Genomic DNA, 21,353 nt, shown 5'->3' with positions numbered 1-21,353 from the left:
TTAAAATGCCAATTTGGATGTATATAAGTTGTCCATTTTTTATCAATTCTCGAAATTGTTGAAATAAAGGAAGTTTTTGGGTTATTCGTCGAAACTCATGAATGCACCGAGGCGATTTTTCGAATGGGGAAAACGTGATAAGATGAAAAACAGAGGCAGGTGAAAGGGATTGTGGCAACTATTTTTATCGATGTTTGAACGGCTGAGCATGATTGTGATGATGGCTTTTTTATTGACGAGATTATCATACTTTCGTAAATTAATTGAGCATCAGGAAATCGGACGAACGCAACGATGGACGATTATGCTTATTTTTGGCATGTTTGGGATTATCGGTACATATACCGGCTTAACCGTTCACGTAGAGACAACGGAAATCTCAAAGTGGGCGTTCTCTTTAAAGGAAGAAGAAGCGATTGCGAACTCTCGCGTCATCGGTGTGGTGATCGCGGGTTTGCTTGGAGGATGGAGAGTTGGATTAGGCGCAGGGTTGATTGCGGGCGGTCATCGCTTATTGCTTGGCGGGTTCACCGCTGCAGCTTGTGGAATTTCGACGATGGTGGCCGGATTAATCGCGGGACTTGTATATCGTGCCAGAAACAGAGCGGCATTGTCTCCATTTGTCGCCCTTTTGGTCGGAATGGGAGCGGAAGCGCTTCAAATGTTGGTCATTTTATTAACAGCCAAGCCATTTGAACGAGCGGAAGCGCTTGTTGAAGCGATCGGCGTTCCAATGATTGTCGCCAACGGGATTGGAAGTGCGATTTTTGTGCTCGTCATTCGCCATTTGTTTCAAGAAGAAGAAAAAGCAGGCGCCTTACAAGCTGAGAAAGCGATGCGGCTAGCTGAGGCTACCGTTCAACATTTGCGCAACGGCCTCACAGCCCATTCAGCACAAGCCATTTGTGAACTTTTTATTCGTGAAGTGCCATCGATTGCGGTGGCGGTAACGAATCGCAGTCATATCCTTGCTCATGTTGGGATAGGGGCGGATCATCATTTTGTCGGTGAACCGATTCAAACAGAAACGACGCGAAAAGTCATTGAAACAGGGGAAATGATGGTGGTTTATGATCGGGTGATTTGCCATCATGAACAATGTCCATTACAAAAAGCGATTATTGCTCCGCTCAAACGAAAAGATGAAACGATCGGAACATTGAAATTTTACTTTCGATCCGAGGCCGATTTATCATCGATTACATTTGAATTTGTAAAAGGGCTGTCTTCCCTTTTAAGTTTACAGCTTGAAATCGCCGAAGCGGAAAAATACTATCAACTGATGAAAGAGGCAGAAATTAAGGCACTTCATGCGCAAGTACATCCTCACTTTTTGTTCAATGCTTTAAATACGATCGTTTCGTACATTCGCATCAACCCGAATAAAGCGCGAGAACTTTTGTTGTCCCTTGCTCATTATTTACGGCGAAATTTAGCCAGTTCAACGCAAATGTTGTCCACATTAGAAGAGGAGCTAAAACATGTTCGAGCGTATTTAACGATTGAGGAAGCACGTTTTCAAGATAAATTGCGTGTCATTTATAACATCGAACATGGATTCGAACAGTTGATGCTGCCAACGATGACGCTCCAGCCGCTCGTTGAAAATGCGATCAAGCATGGGCTTCGCCGCATGAAACAAGGAAGTGAAATCGTCATTTCGGTTCAATCAAGCGGCAATGAGGTGCACATTTCTGTGTCTGACAATGGAAAAGGAATCGAGCAAGCACGATTAGCGGAATTGCTAAAAAAACCGGTTTCATCGCAGCAAGGGGCGGGAATTGGTTTATACAACGTGAATGAGCGTCTAAAATCGCTGTTGGGCGAACATGTCCAACTTTCGATTCAATCAATGGAAGGAAAAGGGACAACCGTTCAAATCAAAATCCCATATTCAAAGCAAAAGAAGGAGGGAGGATTCCGTTGAGCATCCGTGTCATGATTGTCGATGATGAAATGTTAAGCCGCGAAGAATTGAAGCATTTGCTGAGTCAGTATTCTATGCTGGAAATCGTGGCAGAGGCTGATAGCGGTGAACGAGCGTTAGAAAAAATGATCGCTATTCAGCCAGACGTTGTTTTTTTGGATATTGAAATGGGGGAGCTGTCTGGATTGCAGCTAGCGAAAATACTGCAACAAATGAAAAAGCCGCCAAGCATTGTTTTTGCAACCGCGTATCCGAATTATGCGGCGGAAGCGTTTCGGTATGAGGCGGTGGACTACTTATTAAAACCGTTTGATGAACAGCAAGTAGGTGAAACGGTTGAACGGCTGATTCGAAAATTTGCAGAAAAAACAGAGGTGAAAACCGCAACGCGGAAGCTAGCCATTGAAGCCAATGATGGAATTGTGTATGTATCTCCAGCCGATATTTTGTTTTGTTTCCGCAAAGAACGGGACACGGCTATTGTGACAGCTGACAAAACGTATTACACAAAATTGACGTTAAAAGATTTGGAACAAAAACTAAAAGACGGTTTCTTTTTTCGAACGCATAAAAGTTATTTAGTTAATCTCGAAAAAGTGGAACAGCTCATTCCATGGTTCAATGGGGCGTACGAACTGACATTGTCGGGAAGCGATGAAAAAATTCCTGTGAGCCGCAACTACGTCAAAACGTTACGGCAGCATTTAGAATTGTGACAAATTTGTGACACGTCAATCAGAAAATCAAACATCTTACCTCTGCTTTTTTGCATGATAAACGAAAACCTCCCAAAATCAAGTTCCGATTTTATAAGATGTGAATGAAAACGCATACAAATAGGGGAGGTTCACATGATTACCTTTATTGTTTCGGTCTTATTATTAATTATTGGATATTTTACGTATGGAAAGTTCGTTGAAAAAGTGTTTGGGATCAAAGAAAAGCGCCCAACGCCAGCTTATACACTTCAAGATGGTGTAGACTATGTTCCGATGGACACGAAACGAAATTCGCTTATTCAGTTATTGAACATCGCCGGGGTTGGTCCGATTTTTGGTCCGATTTTAGGGGCATTATACGGTCCAGTTGCTTTCCTTTGGATTGTTCTCGGTTCGATTTTCGCTGGGGCGGTGCATGACTATTTAACAGGGATGATTTCTCTGCGCAATCGCGGGGCTCACGTTCCTGAATTGGCAGGAAAATTTTTAGGAAAAAGCATGAAGCATGTTGTAAACGCTTTTACTGTTTTATTGCTGCTGCTTGTAGGAACCGTTTTCGTACAAGCACCAGCTGCACTTATTCATAACCTTATGGAACAAAAGGTAGCGTTATCTATTATCGTTGGTGCGATTTTTTTCTACTATATCATCGCGACACTTTTACCAATCGATAAAGTGATCGGTCGGATTTATCCGATTTTTGGCTTGTTGCTTTTAATCAGTGCAATCGGTGTTGGCGGAGGTCTTGTCATCCAAGGTGCGCCGATTCCAGAGCTGCAATTAACGAATATGCATCCAGATAACTTGCCGATTTTCCCGCTTTTATTTTTAACGATTTCTTGCGGGGCGTTATCAGGATTCCATGCGACACAATCGCCAATCATTTCGCGAACAACACAAAATGAAAAGCAAGGCCGCCTCATTTTCTACGGAATGATGATTGCAGAAGGAATTATTGCGATGATTTGGGCGGCTGCAGCGATGAGCTTATTTAGCGGAAACGAATTAAACGAAATCATTCAAACAGGAGGACCAGCTGCCGTTGTCAATGAAGTAGCGGTGCGCATGCTTGGAGCTATTGGCGGTACGCTTGCGGTTCTCGGTGTGATCATTTTGCCGATCACTTCAGGTGATACAGCTTTTCGCAGCTGCCGAATGATTATTGCCGATTACTTTAACGTGGCACAAAAGAAACTTCGAAGTCGCTTATGGATTGCGATTCCTTTATTCGCTCTCTCTTATGCACTTACGAAAATGGACTTCAGCATCTTATGGCGCTATTTCTCTTGGGCAAACCAATCAACAGCAGCGATTGCCCTTTGGATCGGAGCGATGTATCTGATTTTATCAAAGAAAAATTATTTTATTGCGATGATTCCGGCGATCTTTATGACGACGGTAACATTGACGTATATTTTCAATGCGAAAATCGGATTTAATCTTCCAATGGGCATTTCTTATGTGATGGCAGTCATTGGAACTGTTGGCATCATTGCCGCTTTCTATGCAGCGGCTCGGAAAAAAGAAAAAGAGCTAACTTCGGTGGATGATGGATTAGATCAGGTGGCGTAGATGGGATGCTGCAATCATCGCTATCGCGAACATGTCGAAGCGGAGGAATGCCGAATCAACAAGAAAGGGAGCGAACGCCTTCCGCTTTCGCTAAAATTAATCATGATTCTTATTTTGCTAATTGCAATTGTGATCTCTCTTTTATAGAGAGATCTTTTTTTGCATGTTTCTTTCTCTTATGTGCGTTATTTGGTAAAATTACGAGGAAGCGCAAGAAAGCCCCTGTCTTTAGACACGGGGATGAATTGCGTATTTTTTTTGATAAATTTATTAGATTTGTTTATTTTATCTATTGTTTGTGGTATATTTAGTATAGAGGTGATTGGTTTTGGAAAACGAAAAATACACCCATAAAAAAGGGATTGTTTATCTCAATCAATATCATATTGTGTTTTGCCCAAAATACCGCAGAAAAGTGTTAGTTGGAGATATTGAACGAGATTTAAAAAGAATTTTTGAAGAAGTTGCCAAAGAACATGATGTACAAATCAAAGCAATGGAAATTATGCCTGATCATGTTCATTTGTTCATTTCTTTTGACCCTCGTCAACATTTGCACAAAATTATACAAGCGTTTAAAGGGAAAAGCAGTCGAATATTAAGGGAAAAATATCCTTCGTTAAAAAGCAGACTACCGTCGCTATGGACACGAAGTTATTTTTGTTGCACTGTCGGCCATATTTCAGAAGAAGCGGTTAAACAATACATCGAAAATCAAAAGAACGTATAAAGGAAGTGGTGTCGTTGGCGAAAACAAAAACCAAAAGTTATGTGCTGACGTTGAAACTCAAAACAGAACTATGGCAGGCGTACATATTAGAGAAACGTTTTGAAATTGGCAGAAAAATATACAACGCTTGTTTGGGCGAATTGTTGAAACGGCATAAAAAATTACAACATGATAAGCAGTATCGTCATCTAGCCCAACAACCAAAATCAAAAGAAAGAAACAACTTGCTAAATGAGTTATATCGTCAGTACGGAATCAATGAATACGCTATGCACGATTTTGTTAAGCCAATGCAACACCATTTCAAGAAACACATCGACTCACACACCGCACAAAAAATCGCTACGAGAGCATGGATGGCAATGGAAAAACTCATCTTTGGTAATACAAAAAAAGTGTCTTTTAAAAAATACAACGATATGGATTCATTAGAAGGAAAAACAAATAGCGCAGGCATCCGTTTCAAAAACAAACATTTGCTTTGGAATGGTTTATCTATTCCTGTTATAATTCACCCAAACGACATATATGCACATCTGGCTCTACAAGACCGTATAAAATATTGTCGCATCGTCCGTAGACGAATTAGAGGAAAAATCAAGTATTTTCTTCAACTCACTCTTGGAGGTGTGCCACCAAAGAAAATAAACCGCCAAACAGGAGAAATAAAACATCCAATGGGGCAAGGCGATGTTGGTATCGACATAGGAACACAAACCGTCGCTATTTGCTCGATGAATAATGTCAAGTTGCTCATTCTTGCGCCGAGCGTCGAAAACATAGAAAAGCAAAAGCGAGTTCTTCAACGAAAATTGGATCGTCAAAGGCGGGCGAATAATCCGCACAAATACAATGAAGATGGGACAATAAAAAAAGATAACAAGGAAAAATGGGTTTGGAGTAAAAATTATCTCAAAACTCGTCAACAACTAGCCGAGTTACAAAGAAAAATGGCTGAAAAACGTAAACAAGATCATCAACGGCTTGCCAATTGGATCATCACATTAGGTCATCATATCCAAGTAGAAAAAATGAATTTCAGAGCACTTCAAGCAAAGGCAAAAGAAACAAAAGTCGATGCCAACGGAAAACACAAAAAGAAAAAACGATTTGGAAAAAGTATTGCGAATCGTGCGCCAAGTTTGTTTTTAAACATACTGAATCAAAAACTGCAATATGAAGGCTATTCCCTTCAGTACATCGACACATTTCGCGTCAAGGCAAGTCAATACGACCACCAAAACGATGAGTACAACAAGAAAACACTTTCTCAACGATGGCATGAAGTAGACGGACGCAGAGTGCAACGAGATTTATACAGCGCATTTTTAATCATGAATGTGAAAGACAATCGAAAAGAAATAGATAGACACAAATGTTTAGAGAGATGGGATCAATTTATTCGACTGCATGATGAAGAAATCAAACGACTTCGTCTTCATCCATATGTCGTAAGTAGTATGGGAATTTAAATGATAAAAAGCGTCTTGAATCGGGCGCACAGGGCGATAAGCACCAGTGAGGTGTTTGCCCATGAAAGTCTTGTGGAATTAGAGTCAGTATCCATGCGAAGGTATGGGAGAAGCTCTATAGTACACAAGAACCTCGTGGCTTTAGCCATCGGGAGGTTCAGAAGGGCTATTACGGAGATTGCTGAGCAAACAAACCTTCTTGCTTTAAATGCAGCAATTGAAGCAGCCAGAGCGGGCGAACATGGCCGCGGCTTTGCAATCGTCGCGGATGAAGTGCGCAAGCTTGCCGAACAATCGGCCCAATTCGCTCAACAAATTGCTCAATTAATCACAGCGATTCAAGAAGAAACCGAGAAAGCGGTTCAATCGATGGAAGCAGCCACAAAAGAAGTAGCGGCTGGCATCGAAGTTGTGAACACCGCCGGCGACTCGTTTGCGCAAATTAAACAATCGGTGCGCGATGTGACCGATCACGTTCAAGACATCACCGCTTCCATCCAACAGATGGCGAATGGCGCCGAACAAATCGTTCAATCGATGCAGCTAATCGCCAAAATCTCCGAAGAAGCGGCAGCCGGCACACAAGAAGTGTCCGCCGCAACAGAGGAACAACTTGCGGCCATGGAAGAAATCTCTTCATCTGCTTCTTCGCTGTCCGATATGGCGGAACAACTGCAAACGCTTATTCAGAAATTTAAACTTCATTAAGGCGAAAAGAAGTTCTCTGCTGGCAAGAGGCGGAGAACTTTTTTCATTTTTTAAGGAAGGATTTTAGACGATATCGATCGCATTGTCGGGATTTATTCATGCGATGTGCTGTTTGCCGATTCGTTGAATGAAGAAATCAAACAACAAATTTTGCGAGATGGAAAAGTGATTTATTCGATGCCTTCATGAAAGTTTCGAGGAGAGAAGTAAAGAAAAAACAAGAAGCTAAAGTGAAAACCACACCTGTTGGAAGAGTGTGGTTTTTTACTTTCTGCATTTTCAGAAATTTGATGGACGTTCCTATTCGTTTTCTATAAAATGTAAGATAAATCATGGCTAAAGGAGAATAAAGATGAAACGAGTCGATGTCGTCTATGTGCTTTTGTACGATGAAGATCAGGAGAGAGTGCTAATGGTGTTGAATAAGAGAGGAACGTGGTCGTTGCCTGGCGGCGGGGTCGAAGCAGGGGAGACGCTAGAGGAAGCAGCGATTCGAGAAGTGAAAGAAGAAACAGGGTATGACGTGGCTATCGGTGACATTGTTGCTCTCAACGAAGCGTTCATCGATGAAAACCATGTCTTTTTCATTACCTTTCGCGGAACGATCCTTTACGCGCCAGAAGTGATGCAGGGAGACGAAAATATCATCACGGTGGAATGGGTCGATGTTGACAAAGCAGAAGAGCTGATGCCTTATCATCCGAACGGCATTCGCTCATTTTTGAAGAAAACATATGGTGCGCAATATGTAATGCAGGAATAAGCGGGGCTTGAGTGCAGTTGTGAGGAGCAACTAGCATACACAGGTTGTTTGTTGTTGTACAGGACAGAACAGACTCATTTGAGATAAAAAATAGAGGGGATTCATATGATAATCAGGGAAGCGAGACTAGAAGATGCTCAACAGCTTGCGAACCTAATTCAACAAGTTGAAAATGAAAGCGAATTTATGCTTTTTGAACCTGGTGAAAGAAAGCTCACTCCAGAAAAGCAAAGGACAATGATTGAAAATATCTCAAAACAAAAAAATTCAACCATATTTGTAGCTGAAGATTATGAGAAGCTAGTAGGATATTTGATGGCTTTCGGCGGCAATGCCAAAAGAAATAGACATTCAGCCTACTTAGTGATTGGGATTCTGAAAGAGCACAGAGGTAAAGGAATTGGAACGAAATTATTTAGAAAGCTAGAAAGTTGGGCTAGGGAACGGAATATACATCGTTTAGAGTTAACGGTCATGACACAGAATCAAGCAGGAATCGCTTTGTATAAAAAAATGGGGTTTGAAATAGAAGGGACAAAAAAACATTCATTGCTTGTCAATGGCCTCTTTATGGATGAGTATTATATGGCTAAAATTTTATATTAAAAATATCAAAAAACGCTTGGAAAACGAAATCCGAGCGTTTTTTAGATTACCTTATTTAACACTTAGCTAGCGTTCTCCGCTGCTAGAATCATGCAGAAAATGGTCCAGAATCGTTAACTTTGGACAATGTTTCTTAAAGAAAAGTACTCCAAATAGCTTTCAAAAAGAATCCCAAACCGCCTAAAAATATTCCTAAACACGCCATGCTTAAAGGTGAACCCCATTTGATTTCTTCTTTCATTAAAATCCTCTCCCTTTTCAAAACTTCTCCTTATTATATTTCGCTTTAACTTCCAAAAAGTTTCAACTTGTTTTAATTATAAACGATATCCCTGCTTTTAGTACTTTGCAGTCACTGCTGTAACAACATCCCGTTTTTCGCTTAGTTACCAACGAAATCCCTAATACAATATTACGACATCGGTACAACACGAGCTTCATCTTGGTGAAAGCAAAAAGTATAAGCCTTCTGCAGCTGCTTATATCTCTTAATCTTTCGGACAAATACCGTCAGAAGAACAATTTTTTTGTAATCTTATGAACTTAATGAACAAAATGTTTTTTATTTTTATAATCTTTTAATTCTGAATATTCTTGATATAATTCTCGTTAAGAGTGTAAGCGTTATCAATAAGCTGAATTAAGGGGGTAAAAAGTATGTTTAAAAGTAAAAAGAAATGGCTGCAGCTTTTTATGGCTGGAATTTTCAGTTTAGGTCTTACCGCATGTGGAACTAGCGAAGCTAATAAAGCTTCAACATCCAAGTCCAATTATCCTGAAAAACCTATTGTCGTTGTTGCGCCTTCAGGTGCAGGCGGAGGATGGGATTTAACGGCTAGGGCATTAACAAAAGCGCTTAATGAGACAGGGCTTGTTAAGCAAACGATGACAGTTGAGAATAAACCTGGCGGTGGAGGAACTGTGTTCATGGCGGAATACGCTACTCAAGATAAAAAGAATGATTACAAATTGTTTGTAAATTCTCCGCCGATCATTATCAACAATTTAAAGGCCGAAGGGAACAGCCCATTTGGTTACAAAGATACAACACCGCTTGCCCAATTAACAAAAGATTATGGAGCCATTGTTGTAAAGGCTGATTCAAAATTTAATTCTTTGCAGCAAGTGATTGAGGAAATAAAGAAAGATCCAAAATCAGTAACAGTGGCGGGCGGCTCTGGTCCGGGATCAATGGATCATTTAATCGCCGTTCTTCCGATTTATAAGTCAGGTCTTGATCCAAAGACGGTTAAATATGTTTCCTACGACGGTGGAGGCGAAGCGATCGCAGCGCTACTTGGTGGAAATGCCGATGTAATTGCAACAGACGCATCTGCCGTAGGGGAATACTTGAAAGCGGGGAAAGTGAAAGTGCTTGCCGTATCTTCTCCGGAACGGCTTAAAGGAGACTTAAAAGATGTTCCGACGATGAAGGAGCTAGGAATCGATACAGAGTTTACAATTTGGCGCGGTGTTTTTGGTCCAAAAGAAATGTCAGAAGAGGCAAAACAATATTGGACGGATACACTGAAAAAACTTTCTGAACACGAAAAGTGGAAAGCAGAATTAGAAGCGCATGGCTGGCAGGCAGAATACAAAGGTCCTGAAGACTTCGTGAGATTCCTAGAAGAACAGGAACAGCTCATTAGCGACATGTTGAAATCTTTAGGAATGAATAAATAAGGAAAAATATACAGGGGCTGGCCTAAACGTAAATGTCAGACCCCACAGCCGCCATATATAGTCATCTTGAGCAAGTCTCGTATCTATTGTGGATGGTGCGTGAGGTTGGACACATGAGCGGTCAGCCTTTTCTTTTTCCATGATGGCGAAAGAGGTGCATGTGATGAATAAAACGTTTGATCGTTACGCGAGCCTCATATTTCTTATGATTGGCGCAGCGTTTATGTTGGAGAGTTTTAGAATTTCTAAAAGTGCTTATGGAAGCAATGTAGGGCCAAATGTGTTTCCGTTTCTTTTAGGATTGATTCTCGTTTTGCTTAGCATCAAGCTTTTACTCGAAACATTAAAGTACACGGCTGGTCATTTTTCAAAAAAGAAGTTGCAATACAAAAAATTTCTCATTATTTTAGCATCCGCTATTCTTTATGCCATCTTGCTTGAACCATTAGGATATGTGATAACAACTTTTCTTTTCCTTATTATCGGATTTCAAACGATGGAAAAAGGAAACTTGTTAAGAGCGGTATTCATAGCAGGAGCGTTCTCCTTTGGCGTCTATTATGTATATGTAGAAATTTTGCAAGGAACTTTACCAGGATGGCCAATTTGGTTTAGTTAGACAGGAGGACGAGAACGATGGATGTAATCAATTTCTTGTTAGACGGGTTTCAAACGGCATTGTTGCCGCACAATTTGCTTTTTGCATTCATAGGCGTATTAATCGGGACGGCTGTTGGTGTATTACCAGGTATAGGGCCGATGAGTGGAGTTGCTTTGTTAATACCTGTGACCGCATCGATGACAGGTGGATTAGAGCCAGCTGAAGCAGCAACAAGTTCGATTATTTTACTTGCCGGTGTTTATTATGGTGCGATGTATGGGGGCTCAACGACTTCCATTTTATTAAATACACCAGGTGAATCTTCTTCAGTTGTTACGACATTAGATGGTTATCAGATGGCGAAGCAAGGAAGAGCGGGCTCAGCTCTTTCGATTGCGGCAATTGGTTCGTTTTTTGCTGGAATAGTAGCGCTCATTGCACTTACACTTCTTGCTAAACCGCTTTCTGAAGTTGCGTTAAAATTTGGACCTGCTGAGTATTTTTCACTCATGCTGCTTGGGTTGGCTGCTGTGAGCGGACTTGCGGGAAATTCGATGACAAAAGCATGGATGATGACAGTTTTTGGGTTATTACTTTCGACAATCGGGATTGATGCAGTATCTGGTGTGGCTAGGTTTACGTATGATATTTCTGTTCTTTATGGCGGTTTAGAATTTCTCACAATCGCTGTAGGTTTGTTTGCACTCGGTGAAGTATTTAAAGCCATTCTTCATAAAGAACAAAATGAAGGAGAAGTTGCTAAAGTTGGCAGAATTCTCCCATCGAAACAAGAATTGAAGGAAAGTTCAGGGTCCATCGTTCGTGGTTCTTTGTTAGGATTTTTTGTTGGTGTATTACCAGGCGCTGGAGCTACGCTTGCTTCTTTTTTCTCCTATATTTTAGAGAAAAAGATCAGCAAAAATCCTGAGAAATTTGGAAAAGGGGCGATTGCTGGAGTCGCTGCTCCGGAGTCAGCCAATAACGCAGCCTCTGGCGGTGCGATGATTCCTTTATTAACACTCGGAATCCCCGGTTCAGGAACAACTGCTATTTTGATGGGAGCACTCATTATGTATAACGTACAGCCCGGTCCGCTTTTATTTGATGAGCATCCAGATGTTGCTTGGGGATTAATTGCAAGTATGTTCATTGGAAATCTCATGCTATTGATTTTAAATATGCCTTTAGTAAAAGTGTTTGCAAAGATTATCGAAACACCTCCGAAGTATTTAATTCCGATCATTATTGCTATTTCTATTTTTGGTGTATATGCCGTTCAAGTAACGACATTTGATTTGCTTCTCTTAATTGGCTGCGGTTTAGCTGGTTATTTGTTAGCTTCTAACGATTTTCCGCTCGCACCGCTTGTACTCGGACTAGTGCTTGGACCAATGATTGAAAACAACATGAGAAGAGCACTGACTGCCTCAAACGGCGACTTTATGGTATTTGTCGAAAAGCCAATTTCTCTTGCTTTCATTATCATTGCTCTTTTATGGATTATTGTACCGATTTTACTTAAATTAAGAGGAAAAACGCTAGTTGTTAGCGAAGAAGCATAAGAAAAGGAGAAAGACTTGCTGCCTTAGGTAGCTAGTCTTTCTTTCATTTATTCAACATCCGGAGGAGCTTATGAAACTACAAAGCAAGTTGATTTTCATTATATGTTCACTCATTCTGTTCGTCATTTTATTTTTAGAGTTGTTATTCCAGCATATGGTATCAGTTGCTTTAAAGGAACAAATCGGCTTAAGGGCTTTGAGCGTGGCAGAAGCGGTTGCTTCCAGTCCAACTATTAAACATGCATTTAAAGAGACGAAGCCCTCGAACATGATACAACCATATGCTGAAAAAGTTCGTCAGAGAACCGGGGCAGAATTTGTTGTCGTTGGCAATACGGAAGGAATTCGCTATTCTCACCCCATTCCTGAACGAATCGGCAAGAAAATGGTCGGCGGGGATAATGGTGCTGCTCTTTCAGGAAAAGCGGTTGTTAGCGAGGCAGTAGGGTCGTTGGGACCTTCGATAAGAGGGAAGGCGCCTATATTCGACGATGCCGGAAATGTCATTGGGCTTGTTTCTGTTGGTTTTCTGATTGAAGATGTCCATGCGCTCACATGGTCGTACCAATTGAAAGTTTTGATGACCGGGATTATTGCATTGACATTGGGAGTGATTGGTTCCATTGTGATTGCGCGTGGAGTGAAAAAAGCCATTCACGGTTTAGAACCAAAACAAATCGGATTGCTATATCAAGAAAAACAGGCAATCCTTGAGGCAATAAGGGAAGGAATCGTCTCGATTAATGCCGATGGAGTGATTACGATGGCGAACCCGACAGCAATGTCGATATTAAATGTACCTGAAAAAGATATTGTAGGAAAACATATTCTTGATATCGTTCCAAACTCAAGACTATTGGAAATTATTAAGACTGGGAAGGTAGAATATGATGATGAAATGTTAGTAGGAGAACAAATTGTGATTACGAATCGTATCCCAATTGTTGACAACAGCGGCGCTGTCATCGGTGCTGTTTCAACGTTTCGAAATAAATCGGAGCTTTATCAACTAACTCAGGAACTTGCACAAGTGAAAAGCTATGCTGAAGCACTTCGGGCACAAACACATGAATTTTCTAATAAATTATATTTAATTTCAGGTCTTATTCAGCTGGAACAATACGATGATGCGCTTGAATTAATTACAAAAGAATCGAACATTCAACAAAATTTAATTCGATTTATTATGAATGAAATCCCTGATCCAATTATTGGAGGATTATTAATTGGCAAATTCAATCGGGCTAATGAATTAAAAATCAAATTTGATATTAATCGTGAAAGCAGCTTCAAAGACGTCCCGGAAAAAATTAACCGAGATAGCCTTGTGACCATTATCGGAAATATTATTGATAATGCGATGGAATCGGTTTTACAAAATCATCAAAAAGATAGAAAAGTTACAGTATTTTTAACGGATCTTGGTAAAGATTTAATTATTGAGGTGGAAGATACGGGTGTTGGTATTTCCGAGGAGATTCGCGAGAAAATTTTTGAGAGAGGTTTTTCTACGAAAGCAGCAACTGGGAGAGGATATGGACTTGATTTAGTAAAAAAGGCTTTGGGAACTTTAAATGGATATCTTACATTTGATACACGCCCTGAAGGAGGTACGATTTTCACAATTGTTATTCCAAAATATTAAAAAATGAGGGGGAGTTAAGGGATATATGGTGTTAAACGAAAACGCTCAACTTATACAAATTTTAATTGTTGAAGATGATAAGAGAATTGCCGAAATTAATCGTCGGTTTGTAGAGAAAGTGCCTGGTTATGCCGTCATTGGAATTGCAACGAATGAATGGGAAGCAAAAGAGCAAATTGAAATCTTACAGCCCAATCTCATTTTGTTAGACATTTATTTTCCTGATATGTCAGGGCTTCAATTGCTGAAATGGATTAGAGAAAATTTTACAAACATTGATGTCATTATGATTACTGCAGCAAAAGAAATTGAAGCTTTAAAGCAAGCGATACATGGAGGTATTTTTGATTATATTATTAAACCAGTAATGTTGGATCGATTTAAAGAGACATTAAACAGATATAAAGAGTATTATCATACAATGAATCGATTAATGGATGAAAAAGAAACGATTAATCAAGATGAAATTGATAAATTGATTGGGAAAGGAAACAAAGAAAGCATCGATGAAGACCTTCCTAAAGGAATCAACCGTTTAACACTTGATAAGGTAATAGCTATCATCAAGAAAAATAACAATGGAATGACAGCGGAAGAGGTAGGGCAACAAATCGGGGCGAGCCGAACAACAACAAGAAGATATTTAGAATATCTTGTGTCTATCTCCCTTGTTACGGCTGATATATCGTACGGCTCTGTAGGAAGACCGGAGCGAATCTATCAAATAAAAGAATAAAAGGGGATTAAGATAATTTCAATTTGAATTTTCTGAATAGTAAATATATAATATTCTTTACATCATCGTTTGGAAGGAGAAGGAAAGATGGGAGCTCTTATAAAATTCAGCAACTTTGTTAGCAACACATTTGCAATTTGGGTATTATTATTCGCGGCTCTTGCTTTTTTTGAGCCACAAGCATTTACATGGATCGCTCCTTACATCGTACCATTACTTGGTATCGTCATGTTCGGGATGGGACTGACATTATCGGCCAACGATTTTAAGGAAGTCTTCACGCGCCCGAAAGAAGTGCTCATTGGAGTACTTGCCCAATTTCTTATTATGCCGCTTTTGGCCTTTTTACTCGCTACCTTATTGCCCGTTTCACGTGAAGTAGCGCTCGGCATCATTCTTGTCGGCTGCTGTCCGGGGGGTACCGCTTCAAATGTTATGACATACTTGGCAAAAGGAGATACAGCGCTTTCGGTTGCTGTTACATCCGTGTCAACATTGCTTGCCCCGATTTTGACACCAGCGCTCATTTTGTTGCTTGCAGGAAAATGGCTGTCCGTTTCAGCTGGGGCTCTGTTTTGGTCCATTGTCAAGGTTGTACTTATTCCTATTATCCTTGGATTAATCGTTCAAATGATGTTTCAAAAGCAAGTAAAAGCGAGCGTTCAAATTCTTCCGCTCGTTTCCGTTATTGCCATTGTGGCTATCGTGGCTGCTGTCGTTGGTTTGAATCAGCAGGCGATTGCGAAAAGCGGGTTTATTATTTTCCTGATCGTCGTTGTTCATAACGGGCTTGGATTGTTGATCGGCTATTGGCTTGCAAGGCTGCTAAGAATGTCCGAACCGAAACAAAAAGCGATCTCCATTGAGGTCGGCATGCAAAATTCTGGACTTGGCGCTGCATTGGCGACAGCACATTTTTCGCCGCTTGCCGCTGTTCCAAGTGCGATCTTCAGCGTTTGGCATAACATCTCTGGACCGATTGTGGCCACATATTTCCGTAAAAAAAGTGAAAGACAAGAAAGCAATAATTCAACGATCGAAATGTGATGCTGTTTTTTTATAACGAACCTGCTTTTCAGTGCCTGTCACTGTTCGCCAAAAAACGGAGCCTGTCCCTTTAGTCGAGGGGAAGACTCCGTTTTTTTATGGCATTGAGTTATTCTCTTTCCAATTGCTGTTTTTTCAACAAATCGCGGATTTCCATAAGAAGCTCCTCCTGCTTTGTTAAGGCTGGCGGAGCTTCCTTTTTCTCTTCCTGTTTTTTAAGGCGATACAATCTGTTTAACACTTTCACGAACAGGAAAATCGAAAACGCAACAATAAGAAAGTCAACGGCTGTTTGCATAAACATTCCATATTTCACATCAGCGTTACCGATTTTAAAGGATAAGCCGCTAAAATCGATGCTGCCAAGCAATAGTCCAATCAGCGGCATAATCATGTCATTGACAAGGGAAGATATTGTTGAATGCCCTGCCAATAATCACCCCCGATGGCTAAATCGACAATATTTCCACGCATCGCAAACTATTTAAATTCTTTCAGTATATACAATCTTCTCCACAGTTGAACCCGATTGAACGGTTATGGAAGTGGTTGAAAGATGAGGTGATTGCCAACGTTTTTCACAAGGATCAAAACGATATTGCTCAGTCGATTACCCGTTTTGAACAGTACGTTCTACAACACCCGGATGAGGTGTTACGCCGCATGGGGTGTGCTGTGTGAATCAGAGGTTAAAATGCCAATTTGGATGTATATAGATCGTCTTCGAGCCATTGATCAATAATGGGTAAGACTCGTTTTGTTTCATCGGAATACTCCTTTCCATGATAGTTTTTCTGCCGATGAATAGTGGTTGGAGCCTCATTCTGTTTTAGATATTTGCTTACGGTTTCTTGAAATCCCTAATTTTTGAGCAATTTGTCGTTGGGATAGCCCTTCTACCTCATGCAAGAATTTGATATGATGAAATTGAGCCATCTTGATCATCCTTTTTCTCTCCCTCTGATTAAAAGTTTAGGCACTTTCAATCATAAGGGAGGTAATGAAAATTGGAAATCAGGTGGCTCATTTTTTATGTGATCGAACCCTTCAAAAGTGGCTCAATTTTAAATTATCAAATACAATATTTACAAAATTAAAAATGAATGGTCCAAAATTAAAGAAGCGTTGCTAGGAACGGTAGATTTGCTCGTTGAATTTGGTTTTAGTAAAGAGAATCTTATTTCTCGTAACTCTATCATCCCAATTGCTTATCATATTTTTAAAGGCGGGAGTTTACAAAAGGAAGGCAAAAATAACATTCGCAAGTATTTAATTGCAAGTTTGTTAAAACAAATTTTTGGTGGAAAAGGGATCAAGTGCTAGAAACGATTCGCAATGCCATGCGTATGAAAAAAGCGGATGGCTATGTGTTAAAGCAAAATAAATTTTCTTTTGATACATTGCGAAATACAAAATTACCTGCTGGGAAAACGTTGCGGTTTGATGAAGAGGATTTAGACAATTTATTCGAGTATGAAAAAGGTCCATATACGTTTATGGTTCTTTCTCTGTTATATCCGCATCTAAAGTTAGGACAAGTCAAGTTTCATCAAGACCATATTCATCCGTATTCACAATTCCACAGAAACACCTTGAAAAAGCTTGCTTTAGATGCACAAAAACAAAATGAATGGATTGCTAAGCGGGATACATTGGCTAATTTACAATTGCTCGAAGGTGGACAAAATGTTGCGAAGAGTAGTAAACCATTTAAAGAATGGGTTCATGATCAGAATAATGTCTCTGACATAAATCATTATAAGCAAGTACATTATATTCCAGATGTTGACTTAGATTTTTCTAATTTCGAAGAGTTCTATGAGAAGCGGAAGGAATTGCTGAAAAGCAAGTTTGCCAAGATTATGAATGCATAAAAATTATTAGCACCTTAATGAATTCTTATATAGTAAGCGCACCATAGCGAACAGTGCTTGGCACTGTTCGCTATGAATAAGGAATAGAAAGAAAAAAACAGGTCACATTGGATATACGGTTAAGTGACCTGTTTTTTTATTCAACTTATTTGTATATAAGCAATCCTTAAATTTGCAAAGCTTGCTTTACGGTTTCTTTAAGAGGGGTCAACGATCCGATAAGTTTTTGTAGATCATCTGACGTTTTGGACGTTTCACCTTTAGAAACCGCGTCATAGATAACTGCCGTAAGTTCGGCAATAGGCTCAGGGAGACCAGCGTTTACGAGAATATTTTTCTCTTCTTCAAATGAGACAGGTTGATGCACGACTTTTTTGCCGGAAACCTCCGAGAGGATTTGGGCAAGATCGTCAAAGCTCCAAGGTTGATTGGAAACAAGGTTATATGTCCTATTTTCATGTCCTTCCTCTGTAAGAACTGTCGCCGCAGCCAAGGCAAGATCATTGCGGGTTACTGAATTTATGATTCCGTTTCCTGCATTCGTAACCAGTGCTCCAGACTCTACGGATGCGCGCAGACCCTCATTCACAAACAATTCCGTATATAAAGCATTGCGCAGGAACGTATATGGAATGTTAGTGGTACGAATGGCATATTCCGTAGCTAAGTGAACGTGTGCAAGGGGTAGGTTTGCTTCCTCAGCGAAGGCATACCCAGTATAAGCAATATGTTTTACTCCTGCATCTCTGGCTGCTTTTACGACATTTGCATGTTGAACGATACGGAGCGTATTATCAGTGTCCGGACTTGAGATAAAGAGCAGCTTGGCAGCGCCAGCAAAAGCCTTTTCAAGAGATGCCGAATCATCATAATCGCCGTGACGAACTTCCACTCCTTGATAGGCAAGAGCGGAGGCTTTTTCCACATTACGGGCAATGGCAATGATTTGACTTGCAGGCACTTTTTTGAGTAAATGTTGAATAACTAAACCTCCGAGTTGACCAGTAGCGCCAGTAACGACGATTGACATTGAAAATATCCTTCCTTTCTTTTCATAAATTTTTCAGAGCAAATGTAACTATCTTGGTTACAACGTCCGCAAGAATAGACATCGTTATAATCAAATCGGTTACAACTAACACGAAAAAATGAGCTCTTTGAAGAGTCGATTTTTAAGATATGATCTGCAATGGAGAAATGACTACTCAACTTCTCGTTGCAGCCATTATAATTACATCGAAAATGAAAGTCAAATTTAGCGAACAGTGCCAGGCACTGTTCGCAAGGGGAGTTTATAATTCGTTTCTGTAAATAGAGATAGGGTGGAAAGCGAGATCAAAAAGTATTTCAAAAATGGATTGTAATCAGCTTTATTGAGTGGTGCAAAAGCTTTCGATATCGGTTCAAAAAACTGTGAGACAGTATTTAATAAGGCAATTGGTGCATAGAATCGCTGAATTAGAAAATAAAACTTTGAATTTAGTCTACAAAAGCTTATTTGGAGTGGAACGTTGTACTTCAAGATTTTCTTCTATAACCTTTTTTATAAATCTAATTCGTGTTATAATTGTTATAACAGTTATAATAAAGAGGTGAGGTAAATGTTAAGCGCAGAACGAAAAGTATTAAAAGTTGGCAATTCACTTGGGGTTACCTTTCCAATGGAGTTTCTAAATAAGCTTGGTATTCATCAAGGAGATGAAATACAAATGGAGCTTGAAGAGGATAAAATTGTTATAAAGAAAAGTAAAAAAGTTGATTTGCCAAAAGGAATCTCCCAAGATTTTTTTGAAGTATTAAACGAAACTCTTGAAGAATATGATGAGACCATCAAGGGGCTTATTGATCGATGAGATATCTAACCGTAGAAGAAGTCGTTGCGATTAATTTTTTCATTATTGGAAAATATTCTCCAAATGAGCTGAAAGGGATAAAAGAACCTGCATTGTTAGAATCGGCTGTCTACCGTTCGCAACAAAGTGTGTTTGGTAAGGATGCTTATCCTACTATTTTTGAAAAAGCGGCAGCATTATTTGAGTCTTTGGCTAAGAACCATTGTTTTCATAATGCAAACAAAAGAACTGCCTTTGTAGCACTTGTTCAATTTTTAAAATACAATGGATACTATTTTACGATGCCGCAAGATGATGCCATTGAATTTGTTGTTGATGTAGTGAATCATCGATATTCGTTCGAGCAAATTGTTGCAACCATCAAAGAGTATGCATTTGAACGTAAATATTAATATTTGTATGGCGATTACATGTGTGTCCCTGTTTGAATTTTGTCAAAGATTGATTGTATAGAAATGAGAAAGCTGCACCGTAAAATCAGTCAGCTTTTTTTATTGTGTATTTTTAATGAACCTCTCCCACCTACACGTTGCTTAGAGGTGGGAGACTTCTTGGTGAACATGTTAAATACTCTAGATAGAAAAGATTCTAGTGGAAAAAATGAACCAAGATTAAATTTGCCGCCTATGGCAGAAAAGCGGTCTTCTATTCATGATGAGATATGTCGGAAACTCAACTTGAATCTATATAATTATGTTTTGAAGTATAAGAAAAATGCTAGGTTCTATTTTATATAATGAATCTATTGCGCCTGTGGTTGATGTATAAAATTTTGTATCAAGTATTGGGCTAGGATAAATAAAAAAGGTAGGGGATTCTCTGATTGGACTTCAGAGAAAGGAGAAACCCTACCTTATCTAAAAATATATCGAATGTAGAGTTAAATCAGCTGAAAAACGCTATCGGCAGTTTGTAAAGGAAAAGTTAGAGCTGATCGTAAACATTTTCTCGATCCGAATAAAAAATTGTACAGGAGATGTTTCAACAATTTGTATGTTGTTTGAAAGCCTTCTTTGGATTACTTCGCTTTTTTACCGAAACGAACCCAATACTCGCCATCACGATGTTCCATTGCGATTCCGCGCCAGCCTTCCGCGAGAAGAGCTTGCTGACCGGAGATGTCACCCATACGAAGGGAAACGAAGTCGCTCCAATTTGGCTTTTCCTCTGTTAATTTCTTTACAAAAATATAGCGTAATCGATTGCCGTATTTTTCTTTCAACGCAGCAATTTCCATTCCTTGAGCGAATTTATCTTTTAAACTCGGAATATTAAAAGGTGAGACCGTGCAGCAAACATAATCGTATGTGTTGTCCAGTTGTTCTAATTGCTGCATGATGAGGAAGGCAAATGTTTTCTGCAGCCGATTCCCGCGATAAGCTGGGTGTACAATCGATATTTCTTGATAGATGACACGTGATAACTCTTCTTCACTTAACCCGATATCTAAACCTAAATGCTCTTCGTCAATCGAAGGGACTAAGAGAGCGCGAAACGCGATAAGCTGTTCCTCCGCAAACGCTCCGATCATTAGACCGTTTCCTTCTAAAATATATTGGTATTCTTCTGACGTAAGAGGTTGTAAAATTTCTTTGTTTTCCAATGATTCAATGACAATGTCCTGTAACGTTAATATTTGCTGCAAATGATCAATAGATAACGGGAGAACCGTGAATCGTCGATCGCCTTGTTTCAATGTCCCTTCATAAAGAATTTTCATCGATTATCCTCCCTCTATAAATGTTGATATATCAACGGTTGTAGCCGTTTCAGGGGTGTCAAAAAAATATTTTTCGACAAAGTTTCTAACATTATTTCTTAAATATGTGTATATCTTACATTGACGGGGTACGCT

19 protein-coding genes and 3 pseudogenes are annotated in these 21,353 nt (G+C 39.7%); 19 read left to right on the top strand and 3 right to left on the bottom strand.

Annotation, left to right across the window (positions count from 1 at the left end; all coding sequences use genetic code 11):
* The first annotated feature begins 169 nt into the window (after nucleotides 1-169).
* The 15 genes and pseudogenes from ETB99_RS13740 (at nucleotide 170) to ETB99_RS13675 (ending at nucleotide 15,771) form a co-directional block, all read left to right on the top strand.
* A complete protein-coding gene (locus ETB99_RS13740; protein ID WP_171700852.1) occupies nucleotides 170-1,927 on the top strand; it encodes a LytS/YhcK type 5TM receptor domain-containing protein in 1,758 nt (585 codons plus the stop codon).
* Nucleotides 1,924-2,643, top strand: a complete 720-nt coding sequence (locus ETB99_RS13735) for a LytR/AlgR family response regulator transcription factor (RefSeq protein WP_253263647.1) — start codon at nucleotides 1,924-1,926, stop codon at nucleotides 2,641-2,643. The genes ETB99_RS13740 and ETB99_RS13735 overlap by 4 nt, the downstream gene beginning before the upstream one ends.
* A 135-nt stretch (nucleotides 2,644-2,778) precedes the next feature.
* On the top strand, nucleotides 2,779-4,218 hold the full coding sequence (locus ETB99_RS13730; RefSeq protein WP_171700851.1) for a carbon starvation CstA family protein: 1,440 nt from the start codon (nucleotides 2,779-2,781) through the stop codon (nucleotides 4,216-4,218).
* Between the two features lie 328 nt (nucleotides 4,219-4,546).
* Nucleotides 4,547-4,948 (top strand): IS200/IS605 family transposase, encoded by a 402-nt coding sequence (tnpA, locus tag ETB99_RS13725; RefSeq protein WP_171700850.1) that lies wholly within the window; start codon nucleotides 4,547-4,549, stop codon nucleotides 4,946-4,948.
* Between the two features lie 8 nt (nucleotides 4,949-4,956).
* Nucleotides 4,957-6,420, top strand: a complete 1,464-nt coding sequence (locus tag ETB99_RS13720) for a transposase (RefSeq protein ID WP_309138153.1) — start codon at nucleotides 4,957-4,959, stop codon at nucleotides 6,418-6,420.
* Between the two features lie 168 nt (nucleotides 6,421-6,588).
* Nucleotides 6,589-7,128, top strand: a pseudogene (locus tag ETB99_RS13715) (methyl-accepting chemotaxis protein); the annotation flags it as partial.
* 57 nt (nucleotides 7,129-7,185) lie between these two features.
* A pseudogene (locus tag ETB99_RS15120) lies at nucleotides 7,186-7,317 on the top strand (nucleotidyltransferase domain-containing protein); the annotation flags it as partial.
* Between the two features lie 163 nt (nucleotides 7,318-7,480).
* The gene (locus ETB99_RS13710; RefSeq protein WP_129000831.1) at nucleotides 7,481-7,891 is read left to right on the top strand and encodes an NUDIX hydrolase; all 411 of its coding nucleotides are present in this window, start codon (nucleotides 7,481-7,483) and stop codon (nucleotides 7,889-7,891) included.
* Nucleotides 7,892-7,996: 105 nt separating this feature from the next.
* Nucleotides 7,997-8,497 (top strand): GNAT family N-acetyltransferase, encoded by a 501-nt coding sequence (locus ETB99_RS13705; RefSeq protein ID WP_132948748.1) that lies wholly within the window; start codon nucleotides 7,997-7,999, stop codon nucleotides 8,495-8,497.
* Nucleotides 8,498-9,154: 657 nt separating this feature from the next.
* Nucleotides 9,155-10,180, top strand: a complete 1,026-nt coding sequence (locus ETB99_RS13700) for a Bug family tripartite tricarboxylate transporter substrate binding protein (protein ID WP_171700847.1) — start codon at nucleotides 9,155-9,157, stop codon at nucleotides 10,178-10,180.
* A gap of 163 nt (nucleotides 10,181-10,343) precedes the next feature.
* Nucleotides 10,344-10,799, top strand: a complete 456-nt coding sequence (locus ETB99_RS13695) for a tripartite tricarboxylate transporter TctB family protein (protein ID WP_171700846.1) — start codon at nucleotides 10,344-10,346, stop codon at nucleotides 10,797-10,799.
* Between the two features lie 17 nt (nucleotides 10,800-10,816).
* Entirely contained in the window at nucleotides 10,817-12,343 is a 1,527-nt protein-coding gene (locus tag ETB99_RS13690; protein WP_171700845.1) for a tripartite tricarboxylate transporter permease, read from the top strand.
* 70 nt (nucleotides 12,344-12,413) lie between these two features.
* A complete protein-coding gene (locus ETB99_RS13685; RefSeq protein WP_171700844.1) occupies nucleotides 12,414-13,988 on the top strand; it encodes an ATP-binding protein in 1,575 nt (524 codons plus the stop codon).
* A 25-nt stretch (nucleotides 13,989-14,013) separates the two neighbouring features.
* Nucleotides 14,014-14,724 carry a response regulator gene (locus tag ETB99_RS13680; RefSeq protein ID WP_171700843.1) on the top strand — a complete coding sequence of 237 codons (711 nt, stop codon included), beginning with the start codon at nucleotides 14,014-14,016 and terminating at the stop codon, nucleotides 14,722-14,724.
* Nucleotides 14,725-14,811: 87 nt separating this feature from the next.
* A complete protein-coding gene (locus ETB99_RS13675; protein WP_171700842.1) occupies nucleotides 14,812-15,771 on the top strand; it encodes a bile acid:sodium symporter family protein in 960 nt (319 codons plus the stop codon).
* 109 nt (nucleotides 15,772-15,880) lie between these two features.
* Here the strand turns inward: ETB99_RS13675 and mscL are convergent.
* Nucleotides 15,881-16,245: pseudogene (mscL, locus tag ETB99_RS13670) on the bottom strand (large conductance mechanosensitive channel protein MscL).
* Nucleotides 16,246-16,914: 669 nt separating this feature from the next.
* Between mscL and ETB99_RS13665 the strand changes: the two are divergent.
* Nucleotides 16,915-17,094: a hypothetical protein gene (locus ETB99_RS13665; protein WP_129000827.1), complete on the top strand. Its 180-nt coding sequence runs from the start codon at nucleotides 16,915-16,917 to the stop codon at nucleotides 17,092-17,094.
* Nucleotides 17,088-17,645, top strand: a complete 558-nt coding sequence (locus ETB99_RS13660; protein WP_171700841.1) for a DUF1524 domain-containing protein — start codon at nucleotides 17,088-17,090, stop codon at nucleotides 17,643-17,645. Before ETB99_RS13665 ends, ETB99_RS13660 begins: the two co-directional genes overlap by 7 nt.
* 166 nt (nucleotides 17,646-17,811) lie before the next feature.
* On the opposite strand, the gene ETB99_RS13655 is transcribed toward ETB99_RS13660, so the two are convergent.
* Nucleotides 17,812-18,675: an SDR family oxidoreductase gene (locus tag ETB99_RS13655; RefSeq protein WP_171700840.1), complete on the bottom strand. Its 864-nt coding sequence runs from the start codon at nucleotides 18,673-18,675 to the stop codon at nucleotides 17,812-17,814.
* Between the two features lie 571 nt (nucleotides 18,676-19,246).
* Between ETB99_RS13655 and ETB99_RS13650 the strand changes: the two genes are divergently transcribed.
* Both ETB99_RS13650 and ETB99_RS13645 read left to right on the top strand, forming a co-directional pair.
* Entirely contained in the window at nucleotides 19,247-19,498 is a 252-nt protein-coding gene (locus tag ETB99_RS13650; protein ID WP_004888888.1) for an AbrB/MazE/SpoVT family DNA-binding domain-containing protein, read from the top strand.
* Nucleotides 19,495-19,890 carry a type II toxin-antitoxin system death-on-curing family toxin gene (locus ETB99_RS13645; RefSeq protein WP_004888889.1) on the top strand — a complete coding sequence of 132 codons (396 nt, stop codon included), beginning with the start codon at nucleotides 19,495-19,497 and terminating at the stop codon, nucleotides 19,888-19,890. The genes ETB99_RS13650 and ETB99_RS13645 overlap by 4 nt, the downstream gene beginning before the upstream one ends.
* Nucleotides 19,891-20,516: 626 nt before the next feature.
* Here the strand turns inward: ETB99_RS13645 and ETB99_RS13640 are convergent.
* Complete coding sequence (locus ETB99_RS13640; RefSeq protein ID WP_171700839.1) at nucleotides 20,517-21,218, bottom strand: GNAT family N-acetyltransferase; 702 nt, start codon at nucleotides 21,216-21,218, stop codon at nucleotides 20,517-20,519.
* Nucleotides 21,219-21,353: the final 135 nt, after the last annotated feature.

This window comes from Anoxybacillus sp. CHMUD, assembly GCF_013096965.1.
Lineage (GTDB): Bacteria > Bacillota > Bacilli > Bacillales > Anoxybacillaceae > Anoxybacillus > Anoxybacillus kestanbolensis_A.
Note: the sequence above shows the minus strand (reverse complement) of the source record. Positions and strands in the feature narration are given on the sequence as shown.

Bases quoted from the DNA above. Each gene is read 5' to 3' on its own strand.
- ETB99_RS13730 (WP_171700851.1), top strand. From the start codon at position 2,779: ATGATTACCTTTATTGTTTCGGTCTTATTATTAATTATTGGATATTTT.
- ETB99_RS13710 (WP_129000831.1), top strand. From the start codon at position 7,481: ATGAAACGAGTCGATGTCGTCTATGTGCTTTTGTACGATGAAGATCAG.
- ETB99_RS13705 (WP_132948748.1), top strand. From the start codon at position 7,997: ATGATAATCAGGGAAGCGAGACTAGAAGATGCTCAACAGCTTGCGAAC.
- ETB99_RS13700 (WP_171700847.1), top strand. From the start codon at position 9,155: ATGTTTAAAAGTAAAAAGAAATGGCTGCAGCTTTTTATGGCTGGAATT.
- ETB99_RS13695 (WP_171700846.1), top strand. From the start codon at position 10,344: ATGAATAAAACGTTTGATCGTTACGCGAGCCTCATATTTCTTATGATT.
- ETB99_RS13690 (WP_171700845.1), top strand. From the start codon at position 10,817: ATGGATGTAATCAATTTCTTGTTAGACGGGTTTCAAACGGCATTGTTG.
- ETB99_RS13685 (WP_171700844.1), top strand. From the start codon at position 12,414: ATGAAACTACAAAGCAAGTTGATTTTCATTATATGTTCACTCATTCTG.
- ETB99_RS13680 (WP_171700843.1), top strand. From the start codon at position 14,014: ATGGTGTTAAACGAAAACGCTCAACTTATACAAATTTTAATTGTTGAA.
- ETB99_RS13675 (WP_171700842.1), top strand. From the start codon at position 14,812: ATGGGAGCTCTTATAAAATTCAGCAACTTTGTTAGCAACACATTTGCA.
- ETB99_RS13655 (WP_171700840.1), bottom strand. From the start codon at position 18,675: ATGTCAATCGTCGTTACTGGCGCTACTGGTCAACTCGGAGGTTTAGTT.
- ETB99_RS13650 (WP_004888888.1), top strand. From the start codon at position 19,247: ATGTTAAGCGCAGAACGAAAAGTATTAAAAGTTGGCAATTCACTTGGG.
- ETB99_RS13645 (WP_004888889.1), top strand. From the start codon at position 19,495: ATGAGATATCTAACCGTAGAAGAAGTCGTTGCGATTAATTTTTTCATT.
- ETB99_RS13640 (WP_171700839.1), bottom strand. From the start codon at position 21,218: ATGAAAATTCTTTATGAAGGGACATTGAAACAAGGCGATCGACGATTC.